Origin of the sequence: Klebsiella sp. YJ (genome assembly GCF_002108615.1) — a bacterium.
Taxonomy (GTDB): Bacteria; Pseudomonadota; Gammaproteobacteria; order Enterobacterales; family Enterobacteriaceae; genus Klebsiella; species Klebsiella planticola.
Genome location: NZ_MTEG01000027.1, coordinates 32269 through 48494 on the forward strand (window position 1 = coordinate 32269; position 16226 = coordinate 48494).

Below are 16226 nucleotides of genomic sequence, written 5' to 3' on the forward strand. Positions count from 1 at the left end.
CTCGCCTGACCTACGGCCCAGGCCGTAGTGGTAGGGCGGGTAGCTAAGCGCCACCCGCCATTTTCTTATTTAGTGATACGAGACTGTGCGTCTTTCAGCGCGGCATCGACGGTCTGACGACCGCTAGCTGCGTTGATAACCGCGGTACGTACGGCATACCAGAAGGCGGACATCTGCGGGATGTTCGGCATAATTTCGCCTTTCTGGGCGTTCGCCATGGTTGCAGCGATACGCGGATCTTTCTCCAGTTTTTCCTGGAAGGATTTCAGAGCAACGGCGCCCAGCGGTTTGTCCTTGTTCACTTCGTCCAGACCCTGGTCGGTCAGCAGGTAGTTTTCGAGGAACTCTTTCGCCAGTTCTTTGTTCGGGCTGGCGGCGTTGATACCGGCGCTCAGGACGCCGACAAACGGTTTAGACGCTTTGCCTTTGAAGGTTGGCAGCAGCGTGACGCCATAGTTGACCTTGCTCTTATCGATATTCGACCATGCCCACGGACCGTTGATGGTCATCGCGGTTTCGCCTTTGTTGAATGCGGCTTCAGCGATGGAGTAATCGGTATCGGCATTCATGTGTTTATTCTTGATGAGGTCAACCAGGAAGGTCAGACCGGCTTTTGCGCCAGCGCTGTCCACGCCCACGTTTTTGACGTCATACTTGCCGTTTTCAAATTTGAACGCATATCCGCCGTCAGCGGCAATCAGCGGCCAGGTGAAGTACGGTTCTTGCAGGTTGAACATCAGCGCACTCTTACCTTTCGCTTTCAGTTCTTTATCCAGCGCCGGGATCTCTTCCCAGGTTTTCGGCGGATTCGGTACCAGGTCTTTGTTGTAAATCAGCGACAGCGCTTCAACCGCGATAGGGTAGGCGATCAGTTTGCCGTTATAGCGTACGGCGTCCCAGGTAAACGGATAGAGTTTGTCCTGGAAAGCTTTGTCCGGGGAGATTTCAGCCAGCAGGCCAGATTGCGCATAGCCACCGAAACGGTCATGAGCCCAGAAGATGATGTCCGGGCCGTCGCCAGTCGCCGCGACCTGCGGGAATTTCTCTTCCAGCTTATCCGGGTGTTCGATGGAAACTTTAATGCCGGTATCTTTTTCAAACTTCTTACCCACTTCGGCGAGACCGTTATAGCCTTTGTCGCCGTTAATCCAGATGACCAGCTTACCTTCTTCAATTTTGGCGAGGGCAGAGGCGGAAAACATCATCGTAGTCAATGCAGACAACGCGAGGATGCGAGCGCCGGTTTTGATTTTCATATACCAGTCCTTTTTGGTGATGTGCTCGTGGATACACTTAGGTGGCTTAACGGTGATGAGTTTCCTTTTTTAACAACCCCTTTCCATCCTCCCTATGTCTACGCCCCACCCGTGGTTTGTGTGATCTGCATTGCAGAAATGCCCGTATTGGGGTCTGGAGCACATAAAAACGGGGCCATTTTTGCTACCTGCATCACGAAAATGGCTTTGCCACGCCATCCCCCGCAGCGAGGGGCAATCTCTCATCCTCCCGTCTCCTCCCCCATAAAAAAGGCGGGGGTGGAGGATTCACCAGGTTAATGAATGCCGCATAGTCAGCCCATCTTGAATGTGTCTTTTAGTGACAGGTTGTAACGAAGGGAGATGGGGATGGCGAGCGTACAGCTGCGAAATATAACGAAAGCCTGGGGTGACGTGGTGGTGTCGAAAGATATCAATCTCGACATCCAGGAAGGGGAGTTCGTGGTGTTTGTCGGGCCATCGGGCTGCGGCAAATCAACCCTGCTGCGTATGATTGCCGGGCTGGAAACCATAACCAGCGGTGATTTATTTATTGGTGACGCGCGAATGAACGATATCCCTCCGGCCGAACGCGGTATCGGGATGGTGTTCCAGTCTTATGCGCTTTACCCTCATCTGTCCGTTGCGGAAAACATGTCTTTCGGCCTCAAGCTGGCCGGTGCTAAAAAAGATTTAATTAACCAGCGCGTCACTCAGGTTGCGGAAGTTCTGCAGCTGGCGCATCTGCTGGAGCGTAAGCCGAAGGCATTATCCGGTGGACAGCGTCAGCGTGTGGCGATTGGCCGTACCCTGGTTGCTGAACCCCGCGTATTCCTGCTCGACGAACCACTTTCTAACCTCGATGCCGCGCTGCGCGTGCAGATGCGTATCGAAATCTCCCGTCTGCATAAGCGCCTTGGGCGCACGATGATCTACGTTACCCACGATCAGGTCGAAGCGATGACGCTGGCCGACAAAATTGTGGTGCTGGACGCCGGCCGCGTTGCGCAGGTCGGGAAACCGCTGGAACTGTATCACTACCCGGCCGATCGCTTTGTTGCGGGCTTTATTGGTTCGCCAAAGATGAACTTCCTGCCGGTAAAAGTGACTGCAACCGCCATTGAGCAGGTTCAGGTAGAACTGCCGAACCGCCAGCACGTCTGGCTGCCGGTGGACAGCGCCCGCGTTCAGGTTGGCGCCAATATGTCCTTAGGCATCCGCCCGGAACATCTGCTGCCCAGCGATATCGCCGACGTCACTCTGGAAGGGGTCGTTCAGGTGGTTGAGCAGCTTGGTCACGAAACACAAATTCATATCCAGATCCCCGCCATCCGTCAAAACCTGGTTTACCGCCAGAACGACGTGGTGTTGGTAGAAGAGGGAGCCACATTCGCTATCGGTTTGCCACCAGAGCGCTGCCATTTATTCCGTGAGGATGGTACGGCGTGTCGTCGGTTGCATAAAGAGCCGGGCGTGTAAGGCTTCCCATTAAAAAAAAACACGAACCCCATAGTGCGCTGCAACCAGGCATAACGACGGGCGAAGTGTTCAAAGAAAAGCAATGATCTCAGGAGATAGAATGATGATTACTCTGCGCAAACTTCCACTGGCGGTCGCCGTCGCGGCAGGCGTTATGTCTGCTCAGGCGCTGGCCGTTGATTTCCACGGTTATGCTCGTTCCGGTATCGGCTGGACCGGTAGCGGCGGTGAACAACAGTGCTTCCAGGCAACCGGTGCTCAAAGTAAATACCGTCTTGGTAACGAATGTGAAACCTATGCGGAATTAAAACTGGGTCAGGAAGTATGGAAAGAAGGTGATAAGAGCTTCTACTTCGATACTAACGTTGCCTACTCCGTATCGCAGCAAAATGACTGGGAATCCACCAGCCCGGCATTCCGTGAAGCCAACGTGCAGGGTAAAAACCTGATCGACTGGCTGCCAGGATCCACCATCTGGGCCGGTAAGCGCTTCTACCAGCGTCATGACGTCCACATGATCGACTTCTACTACTGGGATATCTCCGGTCCTGGTGCGGGTCTTGAAAACATCGATGTTGGCTTCGGTAAACTCTCTCTGGCTGCGACCCGTTCTTCTGAATCTGGCGGCTCTGCGACCTTCGCCGATCGTGATGCGCTGGGTAACCGCGTATATGACAACATCGTTCCGAACGACGTCTTCGACGTGCGTTTAGCACAGATGGAAATCAACCCGGGCGGTACTCTGGAACTGGGTGTTGACTACGGTCATACCAACGTTCCGGATAATTACTACCTGCAGCCAGACGCGTCTAAAGATGGCTGGATGTTCACCGCTGAACACACCCAGAGCATCCTGAAAGGCTACAACAAGTTTGTTCTGCAGTACGCCACCGACGCGATGACCTCTAACGGTAAAGGCGTTCCGCAGGGCGGCAGCATCAACAACGACGGTTCCATGTGGCGCGTGCTTGACCACGGTGCAGTCTCTCTGGCTGACGATTGGGACATGATGTACGTGGCGATGTACCAGGATATCAACCTGGACAACAACAACGGCACCAAATGGTGGACCGTCGGCGTACGTCCTATGTACAAATGGACGCCGATCATGAGCACCCTGCTGGAAGTCGGCTACGACAACGTGAAGTCGCAGAAAACTGGCGACAGCAACAACCAGTACAAAATTACCCTGGCGCAACAGTGGCAGGCGGGCGACAGCATCTGGTCCCGTCCGGCAATTCGTCTGTTCGCAACCTACGCCAAGTGGGATGAGAAATGGGGCTACGCGAACGGTGATTCCGGTGCGGGCTACACCTCCGGCGTTGCGTACAACGACACTTCTGCGAAGACCTTCAGCCGTGGCGATAGCGACGAGTGGACCTTCGGTGCCCAGATGGAAATCTGGTGGTAATCCAACCTGACGTGTGATGACCAAAAAAGAGGGGCGTAAGCCCCTCTATCTTCGGCTCAGCGGGCTATTGCCTGGCTACCGCTTGGCCATCGGAATTGAGGTGATAACAATGAAAATGAAGAAAAGTCTCGTTGCCCTCTGCCTGTCCGCCGGCCTGCTGGCCAGCGTACCCGCAGTCAGTTTTGCTGATGTGAATTTCGTGCCGCAGAATACTTCTGCCGCACCGACCATTCCTGCTTCCGCGTTACAACAGCTAACCTGGACGCCGGTCGACCAATCGAAAACGCAAACCACAAAGTTAGCGACGGCTGGCCAGTCGCTGAATATCCCCGGCATCGTCGGCCCCGTGGCGGCCTACAGCGTCCCGGCAAATATCGGTGAGCTGACCCTGACCCTGACCAGTGAAGTGAATAAGCAAACCAGCGTTTATGCGCCAAATGTGCTGATTCTTGACCAGAATATGACGCCATCGGCGTTTTTCCCAAGCAGCTACTTCACCTATCTGGAGCCGGGCGTGATGAGCTCGGATCGCCTGGAAGGGGTGATGCGCCTGACTCCGGCTTTAGGTCAGCAAAAAATCTATGTGCTGGTCTTTACTACCCCGCAGGATTTGCAGCAGACCACCAAATTAATCGATCCGGCGAAGGCCTACGCCAAAGGCACAGGTAATGCGGTGCCGGATATTCCGGACCCGATTGCCAAACATACCACCGAAGGTACCCTGGGTCTGAAGGTGAAAACTTCTTCCGGCTCCAGCGTGCTGGTTGGGCCGCTGTTTGGCTCCTCCGGCCCGGGCCCAGTGACCGTCGGTAATACCGCGGCGCCGGTCTACAACGCGCCAGCCGCGGCGCCGGCCGTTGCTCCAGTTGCGGCGCCAGCGCCGGCTGCGAAGAGCGAACCGATGCTTGACGATACGGAAACTTACTTTAACAACGGCATCAAGCAGGCGGTTGCGAAAGGTGATATCGATAAAGCCCTTAAACTGATGAACGAAGCTGAGCGCCTCGGCTCGAAATCTGCTCGTTCCACCTTTATCAGCAGTGTAAAAGGCAAGGGGTGATCGTCTCCCCACAATGCTGATGTTTAGGCACAGCCTTTAGGTGCGTCCGCCTGGACGCACCTTTTTTTATCGCGTGGCGGCTGCTGTTGCATGGCTGTTACGCCGATGATCGTATCTTGACGCTTTGCCCGCCCTGACTGGCTTATTCTGCGATACAATGCTGCTACGTTATGTAACGGAGAATCAGGCATGTCACATCCTGCGCTTACGCAACTGCGTGCGCTGCGCTATTTTGCCGCGATACCCCCGCTGGAACCGCACCTGCGCGACTGGCTGTTGCTGGAAGACTCAATGACTCAACGCTTTGAGCAACAAGGGAAAAAGGTCAGTGTTAATCGAGTCAACGAGGGTTTCGTCGGCCGGGAAGCGCTGGTGGGTGAAGAGGTGTTGCTGCCGGATGAAGCGCGTTACTGGCTGCGGGAAATCATACTTTGCGCCAATGGTGAACCCTGGCTCGCTGGCCGAACGGTCGTGCCTGAGTCGACGCTGTGCGGCCCGGAACTGGCCCTGCAGCAGTTGGGGCAGACGCCGCTGGGGCGTTATTTGTTCACGTCATCGACATTAACCCGCGATTTTATTGAAATTGGGCGCACAGCAGAGCTGTGGGGGCGTCGTTCTCGCCTGCGGCTGAGCGGTAAACCGCTGCTGCTGACAGAACTTTTTCTGCCTGCGTCGCCGCTGTATTAAGAGGAAAAGAAAATGGAGAGGAGTCTGGCGCAGAATAAGCTGTTGGCGTTTCATCGCCTGATGCGTACTGACAAACCCATTGGCGCGCTGCTGTTGCTGTGGCCGACGCTGTGGGCACTGTGGGTGGCGACGCCGGGGATTCCGCCGCTGTGGATTCTGGCCGTTTTTGTCGCCGGCGTCTGGCTGATGCGCGCCGCCGGTTGCGTGGTGAATGATTACGCCGACCGAAAGTTTGACGGCCATGTTAAACGCACCGCCCGCCGTCCGCTGCCCAGCGGCGATGTCTCGGAGAAAGAGGCCCGGATTCTGTTTGCCGTGCTGGTTGTGCTTTCGTTCCTGCTGGTGCTGACCTTAAACACCATGACCATCCTGCTGTCGGTGGCGGCGCTGGCGCTGGCGTGGGTGTATCCGTTTATGAAACGCTATACCCACTTGCCGCAGGTGGTGCTGGGCGCGGCGTTCGGCTGGTCGATTCCGATGGCCTTCTCGGCGGTGAGCGAAGCGTTGCCGTTAAGCTGCTGGCTGATGTTCCTCGCCAATATTTTGTGGGCGGTGGCTTACGATACCCAGTACGCGATGGTCGACAGGGACGATGACGTCAAAATCGGGATTAAATCAACGGCGATCTTGTTCGGCGAACATGACCGTACCATTATCGGGATATTGCAGATTGGGGTGCTGGTACTGCTGGCCGCCATCGGCTGGCTGAACGGGCTGCACTGGGAATATTACTGGTCGCTGTTTATCGCCGCAGGGCTGTTTTTCTGGCAGCAGAAGCTGATTTTCCGTCGCGAACGGGACGACTGCTTTAAAGCGTTTTTAAATAATAACTACGTCGGACTGGTGGTGTTTCTCGGTCTGGCGATGAGCTATCTGCAGTAGTCTCTTCCTTTCCCCCGGCGTGCGGCGTAAACGCCATAGCCGGGGGAGAGGAAAGCCTGTCTCAGTCGTTACGCTTCATCCTGCGTGACGCTTTCAATCGTCAAGCGCACATCCGACGTAATCAGATCGGCCAGCATCTGGTAGACCTTCAGCGTCTCTGCCGGCTCAGCATCGCCGGTGTCGCTGATATAGCCCTCATCGCGCAGCGTCAGCACTAACGTACTGAATACCGCTTTATCGAAGAACTCCGGCGCGTTGATACCGTGCAGCACCGACAGACGCTGCGCCACCGTGCGGCTCTCTTTCTCCAGAGAACTGCGGTTGATGGACGGGTTCGCGCTCAGCAGCCAGAAGGTAATGGCGTAGCGCTGGAGCGTCTCACGCGCGCCTGCGGCCAGCAGCTGCAAGGAACGGGAGTGGGACGGATTGATGCTGATTGCCTCATCGCTCAGGACAATCAGCCCCTGACGCTGCATTTCCGCCGCCAGGGCATCGATGACGCCAGCCAGCTCTGCTTTTTCCCAGCGCAGGAATAGCTCGGCCTTCAGCAGCGGATAGAACATCTCAACGTGACGCAGCACTTCCGCGCGGGTGATACGACGATGCTGGGTAATGATCGCCGCCAGCAGCGACGGCAGCATCAGCATATGGGCGATGTTGTTGCGGTAGTAGGTCATCAGCACCGCCTGCTCGCGCGGCAGAATGATGATATCGCCGATGGTATCTTTCTCGACCTCGAACTTATTCATCTTCAGCGCGTGGTCAATCAGCTCGCTGGCGGAGGCCGTCGGCGTGGTCGCATCCGGGGAGTACGGTACGTTGCGCAGCAGATCGAGGTAGCACTCCAGCTGTTGCGTCAGCTGTTCGCGGGTCAACGAGCGCTGACGAGAGGCCAGCAGCGCGGTGCAGCACAGGTTCATGGCGTTGGCCGCGCCGGCGTTGTTGATGCGCACCATCAGGTCGGAAGCAATATTGTTGACCGTCGGCGTCAGCCACGATGGGCGAACCGCTTCGATCGGATCGATAGACTCACGCCATTCCGGAACATGCTGGTTCAGGTAAGTCATCAGCGGCAGAGGTTCGCCAAAGTTAACATAGCCCTGACCGAGGTTACGCAGCTTGCTCAGGCCGCGCAGCATCTGCGGCAGACTCTCTTTTTCTTTCGTCGCACCGCGCAGCTCTTTGGCGTAGGTGCCCACTTCCATCACGTGCTCGTAACCGATGTAGATAGGCACCAGCGTGATCGGTCGGGTCCCGCCGCGCAGCATGGCCTGGATGGTCATCGACAGGGTACCGGTTTTCGGATCCAGCAGACGGCCGGTACGCGAGCGGCCCCCTTCAACGAAGTACTCCACGGAGTAACCCCGGCTGAACAACTCGCCGAGATATTCGCGGAACACCGTTGAATAGAGCTTATTGCCCTTAAAGGTACGACGAATAAAGAATGCGCCACCGCGGCGGAAAATGGGGCCTGCTGGCCAGAAGTTCAGGTTGATACCGGCGGCAATATGCGGCGGCACCAGCCCCTGGTGATACAGCACGTAGGAGAGCAGCAGGTAGTCCATATGGCTACGATGGCACGGTACGTAGACAATCTCGTGCCCTTCATGGGCCAGCTGACGTACGCGCTCGGCGTTGTGGACGTTGATCCCCTGATAGAGACGGTTCCAGGTAAAACCGAGAACGCGGTCGGTCAGGCGAATCATCTCATAAGAGAAGTTCGCGGCGATCTCTTCCATCAGCGCGATGGCGTTTTGCTGCGCCTTCTCATGGGAGATTTTCTTGCTGCGCGCTTCATCTTCTACCGCGCGGGCGATGGCTTTGGATGCCAGCAGCTTATTGAACAGGTCCTGACGCGCCGGCAGACGTGGGCCGACGGCTGCCAGACGCTGGCGGGCGAAGTGCATACGCGCGACGCGGGCCAGCTTCTGGGCGATAATTTTATCGGTGCCGTGTTCGGTGGCCATTCTGCGCAGAGAAACCGGCGGCGAGAAACGGACAAAGCTGTCGCGTCCCAGCCACAGAACGGCGAAGAACTTCTGAATGCCATTCAGCATGCGCAGCGGCGGGTTAACTTCGCCTTTTTCGCGCCCAGGCGCACGCCCAAACATCACCGACACCGGCACCATTTGCACGTCCAGGTCAGGATGGTTGCGGTGCAGATCCAGGTAGTCGTGGAACAGCTTAATCGACTCTTCTTTCGGCGCGTAGTAGGTAAAGACGCGCGGGCCGCCGTGGATAAATACGTAGCGCGGCAGCAGCGCGCCGTCGATTTCCAGCGGTTCAAGCGGATCGGGTAAATCGTGCTCCAGGCACTGAGCGCGCAGGGTCAGCAGGTCCGCCTTTGAATTATAAGGCAGGACGTACATGATAGGACGCGAGGTATCCAGCCCTAATTCCTGAGCAGGTTCTGCGGGAATAGACTTGCTTTTTACCAGCACCCGTAATGGTAAATTCAGTAATTTATAGTAAATTCGTTGCCAGCCGGACATAAACGATGTGAAGCCTCTGGTTAATCATGCAAATGCGCGGCAAGAATAACAGAAAGCGCGCAAAATTTCCGTTGCCACGCGGCAAACGCGTACACTCATTGACGTCATTTACATAAAAAGGTTCTTTTGATGGCCAATAATACCACTGGGTTAACCCGAATCATTAAAGCGGCAGGTTATTCCTGGAAAGGGTTCCGTGCGGCATGGATAAATGAGGCCGCATTTCGTCAAGAAGGCATCGCCGCCATTGTTGCTGTAGCGATCGCCTGCTGGCTGGACGTCGACGCCATCACGCGTGTGCTGCTGATAGGCTCGGTCCTGATAGTGATGATAGTCGAAATTCTTAATAGCGCGATTGAGGCGGTGGTGGACCGTATTGGCCCGGAACATCATGAGCTGTCCGGTCGGGCGAAAGATATGGGGTCTGCGGCGGTGCTGCTGGCCATTGCGATCGCGCTGATCACCTGGGCGCTCTTACTGTGGGCTCGCTATCACTGAGCGGCCACGTGGTGAGATATTCCGCTTTGCGATGTCTTCCCGGCGATCGGGCGAACCCGATGAGCTTTTGCCCGGCCGGCGACAATCACCCCTGGCGCCATGGGCTATCGGGGACGCAAAATGGAAAGAATCTCCTGATTTTTGTGTGAAATTTGATTCCAAAATCACCGTTAGCTGTATATACTCACAGCATGACTGTATATACACCCAGGGGGCGGGATGAAAGCGTTAACGACCAGGCAGCAAGAGGTGTTTGATCTCATTCGGGATCACATCAGCCAGACGGGCATGCCGCCGACGCGTGCGGAAATTGCTCAGCGCTTGGGGTTCCGTTCCCCAAACGCGGCGGAAGAACACCTGAAAGCGCTGGCGCGTAAGGGCGCGATCGAGATTATCTCCGGCGCCTCCCGGGGGATTCGCCTGCTGACGGAAGAAGAACCAGGTCTACCGTTGATTGGCCGCGTGGCGGCCGGTGAGCCGCTGCTGGCTCAGCAGCATATCGAAGGCCACTTCCAGGTCGATCCGGCGATGTTCAAGCCGAATGCCGACTTTTTGCTGCGGGTTAGCGGTATGTCAATGAAAGATATCGGTATTCTCGATGGCGATCTGCTGGCGGTCCATAAAACTCAGGATGTACGCAACGGCCAGGTTGTCGTGGCGCGTATTGACGAAGAGGTCACCGTTAAGCGTCTTAAAAAGCAGGGCAACATCGTCGAACTCCTGCCAGAAAACAGCGAATTTTCCCCTATCGTGGTGAATCTACGCGAGCAAAATTTCACTATTGAAGGGCTGGCCGTTGGCGTGATTCGCAACGGTGAGTGGCTGTAACACCTTCCCCACGCAGCATCGTCTGATGCATGATGCTGCGCTGTCTCCTCCCGGTCAGGCTCTTTCTCATGTTCTTTAACGCCGCTGATAAGGCCCTGTGGCGCCTGGCGCTACCCATGATTTTCTCCAACATCACCGTTCCGCTGCTGGGACTGGTGGATACCGCCGTGATTGGTCATCTCGACAGCCCGGTTTACCTCGGCGGTGTCGCGGTCGGCGCGACGGCCACCAGTTTTCTCTTTATGCTGCTGCTTTTCCTGCGGATGAGTACCACCGGACTGACCGCACAGGCCTTTGGCGCAAAAGATCCTCTCCGCCTGGCGCGGGCGCTGGTGCAGCCGCTGGGGCTGGCAACAGGTGCCGGCCTGCTGATTGTGCTTTTCCGAACCCCGCTTATCGATCTGGCGTTGCATATTGTTGGCGGCAATGAAGCGGTGCTGGAGCAGGCGCGGCGCTTTCTCGACATCCGCTGGCTGAGCGCGCCGGCATCGCTGGCAAACCTGGTGCTGCTCGGTTGGCTGTTGGGCGTACAGTATGCCCGGGCGCCGGTGATTTTGCTGATTGTCGGCAACCTGCTGAATATCGTGCTCGATCTGTGGCTGGTGATGGGCCTGCATCTGAACGTGCAGGGTGCCGCGCTGGCGACGGTCACCGCCGAATATGTCACCTTTATCATCGGGCTGCTGATGGCAAGACGCGTGCTGGCGCTACGCGGTGTGTCATTTGCCCTGCTCAAGCGCGCGTGGCGCGGAGATATGCGCCGCTTGCTGGCGCTCAATCGCGATATCATGCTGCGCTCTCTGCTGCTTCAGCTCTGCTTTGGTGCGGTGACCGTTTTCGGCGCTCGTCTTGGCGGCGAGATCGTTGCCGTCAACGCGCTCCTGATGACCATGTTGACCTTTACCGCCTATGCCCTGGATGGTTTTGCTTATGCCGTGGAAGCGCACTCCGGGCAGGCTTACGGCGCGCGTGACGGTAGCCAGCTGCTTGAGGTCTGGCGAGCGGCCTGCCGTCAGTCGGGAATGGTGGCGCTGGCCTTTGCGGCGACCTATGCCGTGGCGGGACAGCAGATTGTCGCCCTGTTGACCTCGCTGCCCTCGCTTCAGCTGCTTGCCGATCGCTACCTGATCTGGCAGATCGTGCTGCCGGTGATTGGCGTGTGGTGTTATTTGCTGGATGGCATGTTCATCGGCGCGACGCGCGGGGCTGAGATGCGCAACAGCATGGCGGTGGCGGCGGCGGGGTTTGCCCTGACGCTGCTGACGCTACCGGTCCTCGGCAACCACGCGCTATGGCTGGCGCTGGCGGTTTTCCTCGCGCTGCGCGGTCTGTCGCTGGCGGTCATCTGGCGGCGACACTGGCGGCGTGGAACCTGGTTTTCGTAGTGATTTTTGATATGTAATTGGTTAAAGATTCCGAATAATAAATTCAACTCAGAATTCTTATCTATAGTTAATACTATGTCCGGCACACAGCGGGCTGTTAACTCACCGAACGATGAGGATTGAATTATGAACAAAGACGAAATCGGCGGTAACTGGAAACAGTTGAAAGGTAAAGCGAAAGAGAAATGGGGCAAGCTGACCGATGACGATATGACCGTCATTGAGGGTAAGCGTGACCAGCTGGTCGGTAAAATCCAGGAGCGTTATGGATACGCCAAAGATCAGGCGGAGAAAGAAGTGTCTGACTGGGAACGAAAAAACGATCACCGCTGGTAGCGGTGAGTGTTAACGAATTAACCCTTTGTTATTGCCTGCCTGATGGTACACGGAGGTACCGGCAACCTCGATTCCCGCTGCGGCGCTAGCCTCAGCGGGCTTTCTTTTTAATCTGAATGGTATGGTCGTGATGGCAGTGTCCCGGGGTGCTACAGGCTTCGACCTCGACACAACCTGCGCACAGGCCGTGCGCCTCAATCACATTGTGGCGTAGCGCAAAACCCATTCTCGCCGCCAGCGTATGCATAATGTCTTCAACGCCTTCGGCACACTCTTCCGTGACCACGCCGCAGCGGTCGCAGATAAACATGGCTGAGCTATGGGTCGGCTGATCGAAAAGATGGCACAGTACGTAGCTGTTGGTCGATTCCACCTTGTGCACGAACCCCTGTTCCAGCAGAAACTCCAGCGCCCGGTAGACCGTCGGCGGTTTCGCCTGCGGCTCTTTCTCGCGCAGCAGGTCGAGCAGATCATACGCGCTAATCGCCCCTTGCTGGAGGCTCATCAAACGCAACACTTCCAGGCGCTGCGGAGTCAGGCGCACGCCGCGCTGTGCGCAGAGCTTTTCAGCGTGCGCTAACATTTCTTGCGAAGTGGTCTTATTCATGAGCATCCTCTGGTTGCGTGAGTCTGAAGTTGTTACTTTATCACGATCCAGGCAAAACGCCGAGAACCGGCGGCTTGTGCTATACCTGATGCATCTCATTTTCGGGAGAAAACGATGAAAAGACCTGATTGCATTCGACATTGGCGCGAACTGGAAGGTCCAGATGATGCCACTTATCCCAATAACCCGGAGCGTTTTTCCATCGGCGCGCCGCTGGCACGGGGGTTAAGACTCAACCGGCTGGGTATTCATCATGAACGTTTGCCCCCGGGCCGTCGAACCTCTTATCCCCACGCTGAAAGTGATGAGGAGGAGTTTATCTATGTGCTGGATGGCTACCCTGAAGTCTGGATTAACGGCTATCTGTGGAAGCTTGAGCCGGGCGACAGCGTCGGTTTTCCGGCCGGAACCGGAGTGTGTCACACTTTTTTGAATAATACCGACCAGGAAGTTCGCTTATTAGTGGTGGGGGAGTCGAACAAGAAATTTAACCGCATCTACTATCCGCTGAACCCGGAATATGCTGCCACGCGTCAGGATCGCTGGGTCGATCATCCGCCGCAATTTTTCGGCCCGCACGATGGTAAACCGCGCAGGCGCTAGTCTGTCCGGCAGAGGCACAGCACCCGTCGCGCTGCTATGCCTCTGTGATTTATCTTTGTGCTATAGTAGCGCCCCTTTTTACCCGGATGCCTGTTTATCGCCATGATGCCAGAATCAACATCTCACGCTTTTGCCGCCCATCGTTTTTCCATCGCGCCGATGCTCGACTGGACAGACCGGCACTGTCGCTATTTCCTGCGCCTGCTGTCGCGCCATACGCTGCTGTATACCGAAATGGTGACGACCGGAGCGATTATTCATGGCAAAGGCGACTATCTGGCCTATAGCGAAGAAGAGCATCCGCTGGCTCTGCAGCTGGGCGGCAGCGATCCTGCTGCGCTCGCCCAGTGTGCGAAACTGGCGGAGGCGCGCGGTTACGATGAGATCAACCTCAACGTCGGCTGTCCGTCCGACCGCGTGCAAAACGGGATGTTCGGCGCCTGCCTGATGGGCAATGCGCAGCTGGTAGCTGACTGTATCAAAGCGATGCGCGACGTGGTGTCCATCCCGGTAACGGTAAAAACCCGTATCGGCATCGATGACCAGGATAGCTATGAATTTCTGTGTGATTTCATCAATACCGTCTCCGGAAACGGTGAGTGCGAGATGTTTATCATCCACGCTCGCAAAGCCTGGCTCTCCGGCCTGAGCCCAAAAGAAAATCGTGAAATTCCACCGCTGGATTATCCGCGCGTTTATCAGCTGAAACGCGACTTCCCACACCTGACGATGGCGATCAACGGCGGAATTAAGTCGCTGGAAGAGGCGAAATTGCATCTGCAGCATATGGACGGCGTGATGGTGGGGCGTGAGGCCTATCAGAATCCGGGGATCCTGACCTCGGTCGACAGGGAGATCTTTGCGGTGGAAGGGGCCGATAGCGACCCGGTCGCCGTGGTGCGCGCGATGTACCCGTATATCGAGCGTGAGCTGTCCAACGGCACCTATCTGGGCCATATCACGCGCCATATGCTGGGCCTGTTTCAGGGTATCCCTGGCGCGCGGCAGTGGCGTCGCTACCTGAGTGAAAATGCGCACAAGGCGGGGGCGGATATTAACGTGCTGGAACATGCGCTGAAGCTGGTTGCCGATAAGCGTTAATGTTGCGCTAAAATTTAGTCAAATACGCCACGCTCTGATTTAATCGTCAGAGCGTTTTTCTTTAAATTCAATGTATTAAGTTTGGCACGTTTCTTGTAATACCCGGAGAGTCATTCGATTATTTCTTTGGGGAGAAGACGATGCTGGAACTCTTATTTGTCATTGGATTTTTTGTCATGTTGCTGGTCACCGGCGTGTCGATTCTGGGGATTCTTGCCGCGATTGTCGTTGCGACGGTGCTGATGTTCGTCGGCGGGCTGTTTGCAATGATGATTAAGCTGCTGCCGTGGCTGCTGTTAGCCATTGCGGTCGTGTGGGTGATTCGGTCGATAAATACGCCAAAAACGACAGACTACCGCAGTAACAACCGCTGGCGTTATTAAGGGAGTGAGCGGTCGGTCACAACCTGAAGAATTTTGCATAGAACAGCGTAGGTTTTGCTTATTAAATCTGTCACTATTAGCGCGTTAACGAATTCATCGCGCTGTACCCTACATACAGCCGAACTAAAAAAAGTAAGGGCTTCCCAGGTGGAAGCCCTAAACTTTTCTGCTCTCCCGTCATACTTCAGGCTACAGAAGCGTTGGCAGCGTTAATCTTGCCTGGGCACCCGTTACGGCAGCAGCAGGCTTGAGCCTTCAGTGGCACGGCTCTCCAGCACTTCATGCGCGCGTCGGGCATCGGTCAGGGCATATTTCTGGCTCTCCGCCACGTCAACGTTAATCGCGCCGCTGGCAATCAACGAAAACAGCTCGCCGCTGGCTTCCGCCAGCTCCTGACGGTTGGTGATATAGCCTTGCAGTGAAGGGCGGGTGACGTACAGCGACCCTTTCTGGTTGAGGATCCCCAGGTTGACGCCGGTGACCGGGCCGGAAGAGTTACCGAAGCTGACCATCAGCCCCCGGCGCTGCAGGCAATCAAGCGACGCTTCCCAGGTATCTTTGCCCACGGAATCATAGACCACGTGGACTTTTTTCCCTTCGGTTATCTCTTTCAAGCGTTCAACGATATTCTCTTCGCGATAGTTGATGACCTGCCAGGCGCCGGCCTGCTTTGCCCGCTGCGCTTTTTGCGCGCTGCCGACGGTACCGATCAACTTAGCGCCCAGCGCCTTCGCCCACTGGCAGGCAATCAGCCCGACGCCACCGGCCGCCGCATGAAACAGGAACGGTTCACCGGGCTTGATTTGGTAAGTTTTTCGCAGCAGGTAATAGACCGTCAGCCCTTTCAGGAACGATGCGGCAGCCTGTTCAAAGGAGATAGCGTCCGGCAAAAGAGCGGCCTTATCGGCAACCACGTTATGGACTGAACTGTAGGCGCCCAGCGCTGACTGAGCGTAGACGACGCGGTCGCCAGCTTTAATGTGCTGCACGCTGCGCCCGACTTTCGTCACCACGCCCGCGGCTTCGGTCCCCAGGCCGCTTGGCAGAGACGGCGGCGGGTAGAGGCCGCTGCGAATATAGGTGTCGATATAGTTAATGCCGATGGCCTTATTCTCTACCTGGATCTCGTTTTCTAGCGGATCCGCAGGGGTAAATTCTACGGCCTTGAGTACATCCGGCCCACCGTGTTGATGAAATTCTATTCGTGTTGCCATGATT

At 56.2% G+C, this 16226-nt stretch carries 16 protein-coding genes; 12 read left to right on the forward strand and 4 right to left on the reverse strand.

All coding sequences use genetic code 11. The features are described 5' to 3' along the window. Nucleotides 1–65 precede the first annotated feature (65 nt). Nucleotides 66–1256: a maltose/maltodextrin ABC transporter substrate-binding protein MalE gene (gene malE, locus BV390_RS23720; RefSeq protein ID WP_032689953.1), complete on the reverse strand. Its 1191-nt coding sequence runs from the start codon at nt 1254–1256 to the stop codon at nt 66–68. A 369-nt stretch (nt 1257–1625) separates the two neighbouring features. Here malE and malK point away from each other — a divergent pair, with 369 nt between their 5' ends. The 5 genes from malK to ubiA all read left to right on the forward strand — a co-directional run bounded on the left by malK (nt 1626) and on the right by ubiA (nt 6775). Then, the gene (malK, locus tag BV390_RS23730) at nt 1626–2735 is read left to right on the forward strand and encodes a maltose/maltodextrin ABC transporter ATP-binding protein MalK (protein WP_032689952.1); all 1110 of its coding nucleotides are present in this window, start codon (nt 1626–1628) and stop codon (nt 2733–2735) included. Between the two features lie 100 nt (nt 2736–2835). Next, entirely contained in the window at nt 2836–4146 is a 1311-nt protein-coding gene (locus BV390_RS23735; RefSeq protein WP_004856433.1) for a maltoporin, read from the forward strand. Nucleotides 4147–4255: 109 nt separating this feature from the next. Then, the gene (gene malM / locus BV390_RS23740; RefSeq protein WP_032689951.1) at nt 4256–5206 is read left to right on the forward strand and encodes a maltose operon protein MalM; all 951 of its coding nucleotides are present in this window, start codon (nt 4256–4258) and stop codon (nt 5204–5206) included. 189 nt (nt 5207–5395) lie between these two features. Then, nucleotides 5396–5893: a chorismate lyase gene (gene ubiC / locus BV390_RS23745; protein ID WP_085397422.1), complete on the forward strand. Its 498-nt coding sequence runs from the start codon at nt 5396–5398 to the stop codon at nt 5891–5893. Nucleotides 5894–5905: 12 nt separating this feature from the next. Further along, entirely contained in the window at nt 5906–6775 is an 870-nt protein-coding gene (gene ubiA / locus BV390_RS23750; protein WP_032689950.1) for a 4-hydroxybenzoate octaprenyltransferase, read from the forward strand. A gap of 68 nt (nt 6776–6843) precedes the next feature. Here the strand turns inward: ubiA and plsB are convergent, their stop codons facing one another. Next, nucleotides 6844–9267: a glycerol-3-phosphate 1-O-acyltransferase PlsB gene (plsB, locus tag BV390_RS23755; RefSeq protein WP_032689949.1), complete on the reverse strand. Its 2424-nt coding sequence runs from the start codon at nt 9265–9267 to the stop codon at nt 6844–6846. 129 nt (nt 9268–9396) lie between these two features. On the opposite strand from plsB, the gene BV390_RS23760 reads away from it, so the two are divergent. From BV390_RS23760 to BV390_RS23775, 4 genes are all read left to right on the forward strand, one after another. Next, entirely contained in the window at nt 9397–9765 is a 369-nt protein-coding gene (locus BV390_RS23760; protein WP_032689948.1) for a diacylglycerol kinase, read from the forward strand. Between the two features lie 219 nt (nt 9766–9984). After that, nucleotides 9985–10593, forward strand: coding sequence for a transcriptional repressor LexA (gene lexA, locus BV390_RS23765; RefSeq protein ID WP_004856448.1), 609 nt, complete (start codon nt 9985–9987; stop codon nt 10591–10593). Between the two features lie 68 nt (nt 10594–10661). Further along, a complete protein-coding gene (gene dinF / locus BV390_RS23770) occupies nt 10662–11978 on the forward strand; it encodes an MATE family efflux transporter DinF (protein ID WP_032697091.1) in 1317 nt (438 codons plus the stop codon). Between the two features lie 126 nt (nt 11979–12104). After that, complete coding sequence (locus BV390_RS23775) at nt 12105–12314, forward strand: CsbD family protein (protein WP_004856456.1); 210 nt, start codon at nt 12105–12107, stop codon at nt 12312–12314. A gap of 91 nt (nt 12315–12405) precedes the next feature. Here BV390_RS23775 and zur read toward each other — a convergent pair whose 3' ends face one another. After that, nucleotides 12406–12921, reverse strand: coding sequence for a zinc uptake transcriptional repressor Zur (zur, locus tag BV390_RS23780; RefSeq protein WP_032689946.1), 516 nt, complete (start codon nt 12919–12921; stop codon nt 12406–12408). Nucleotides 12922–13035: 114 nt separating this feature from the next. On the opposite strand from zur, the gene BV390_RS23785 reads away from it, so the two are divergent. The 3 genes from BV390_RS23785 (at nt 13036) to pspG (ending at nt 15008) form a co-directional block, all read left to right on the forward strand. Continuing rightward, nucleotides 13036–13524, forward strand: coding sequence for a cupin domain-containing protein (locus tag BV390_RS23785; protein ID WP_004856461.1), 489 nt, complete (start codon nt 13036–13038; stop codon nt 13522–13524). Between the two features lie 102 nt (nt 13525–13626). Further along, nucleotides 13627–14625 (forward strand): tRNA dihydrouridine(20/20a) synthase DusA, encoded by a 999-nt coding sequence (gene dusA, locus BV390_RS23790; RefSeq protein ID WP_032697092.1) that lies wholly within the window; start codon nt 13627–13629, stop codon nt 14623–14625. 140 nt (nt 14626–14765) lie between these two features. Beyond that, entirely contained in the window at nt 14766–15008 is a 243-nt protein-coding gene (gene pspG / locus BV390_RS23795) for an envelope stress response protein PspG (protein WP_032689944.1), read from the forward strand. Between the two features lie 230 nt (nt 15009–15238). Here pspG and BV390_RS23800 read toward each other — a convergent pair whose 3' ends face one another. Then, nucleotides 15239–16222 carry a quinone oxidoreductase gene (locus BV390_RS23800; protein WP_032689943.1) on the reverse strand — a complete coding sequence of 328 codons (984 nt, stop codon included), beginning with the start codon at nt 16220–16222 and terminating at the stop codon, nt 15239–15241. Nucleotides 16223–16226 lie beyond the last annotated feature (4 nt).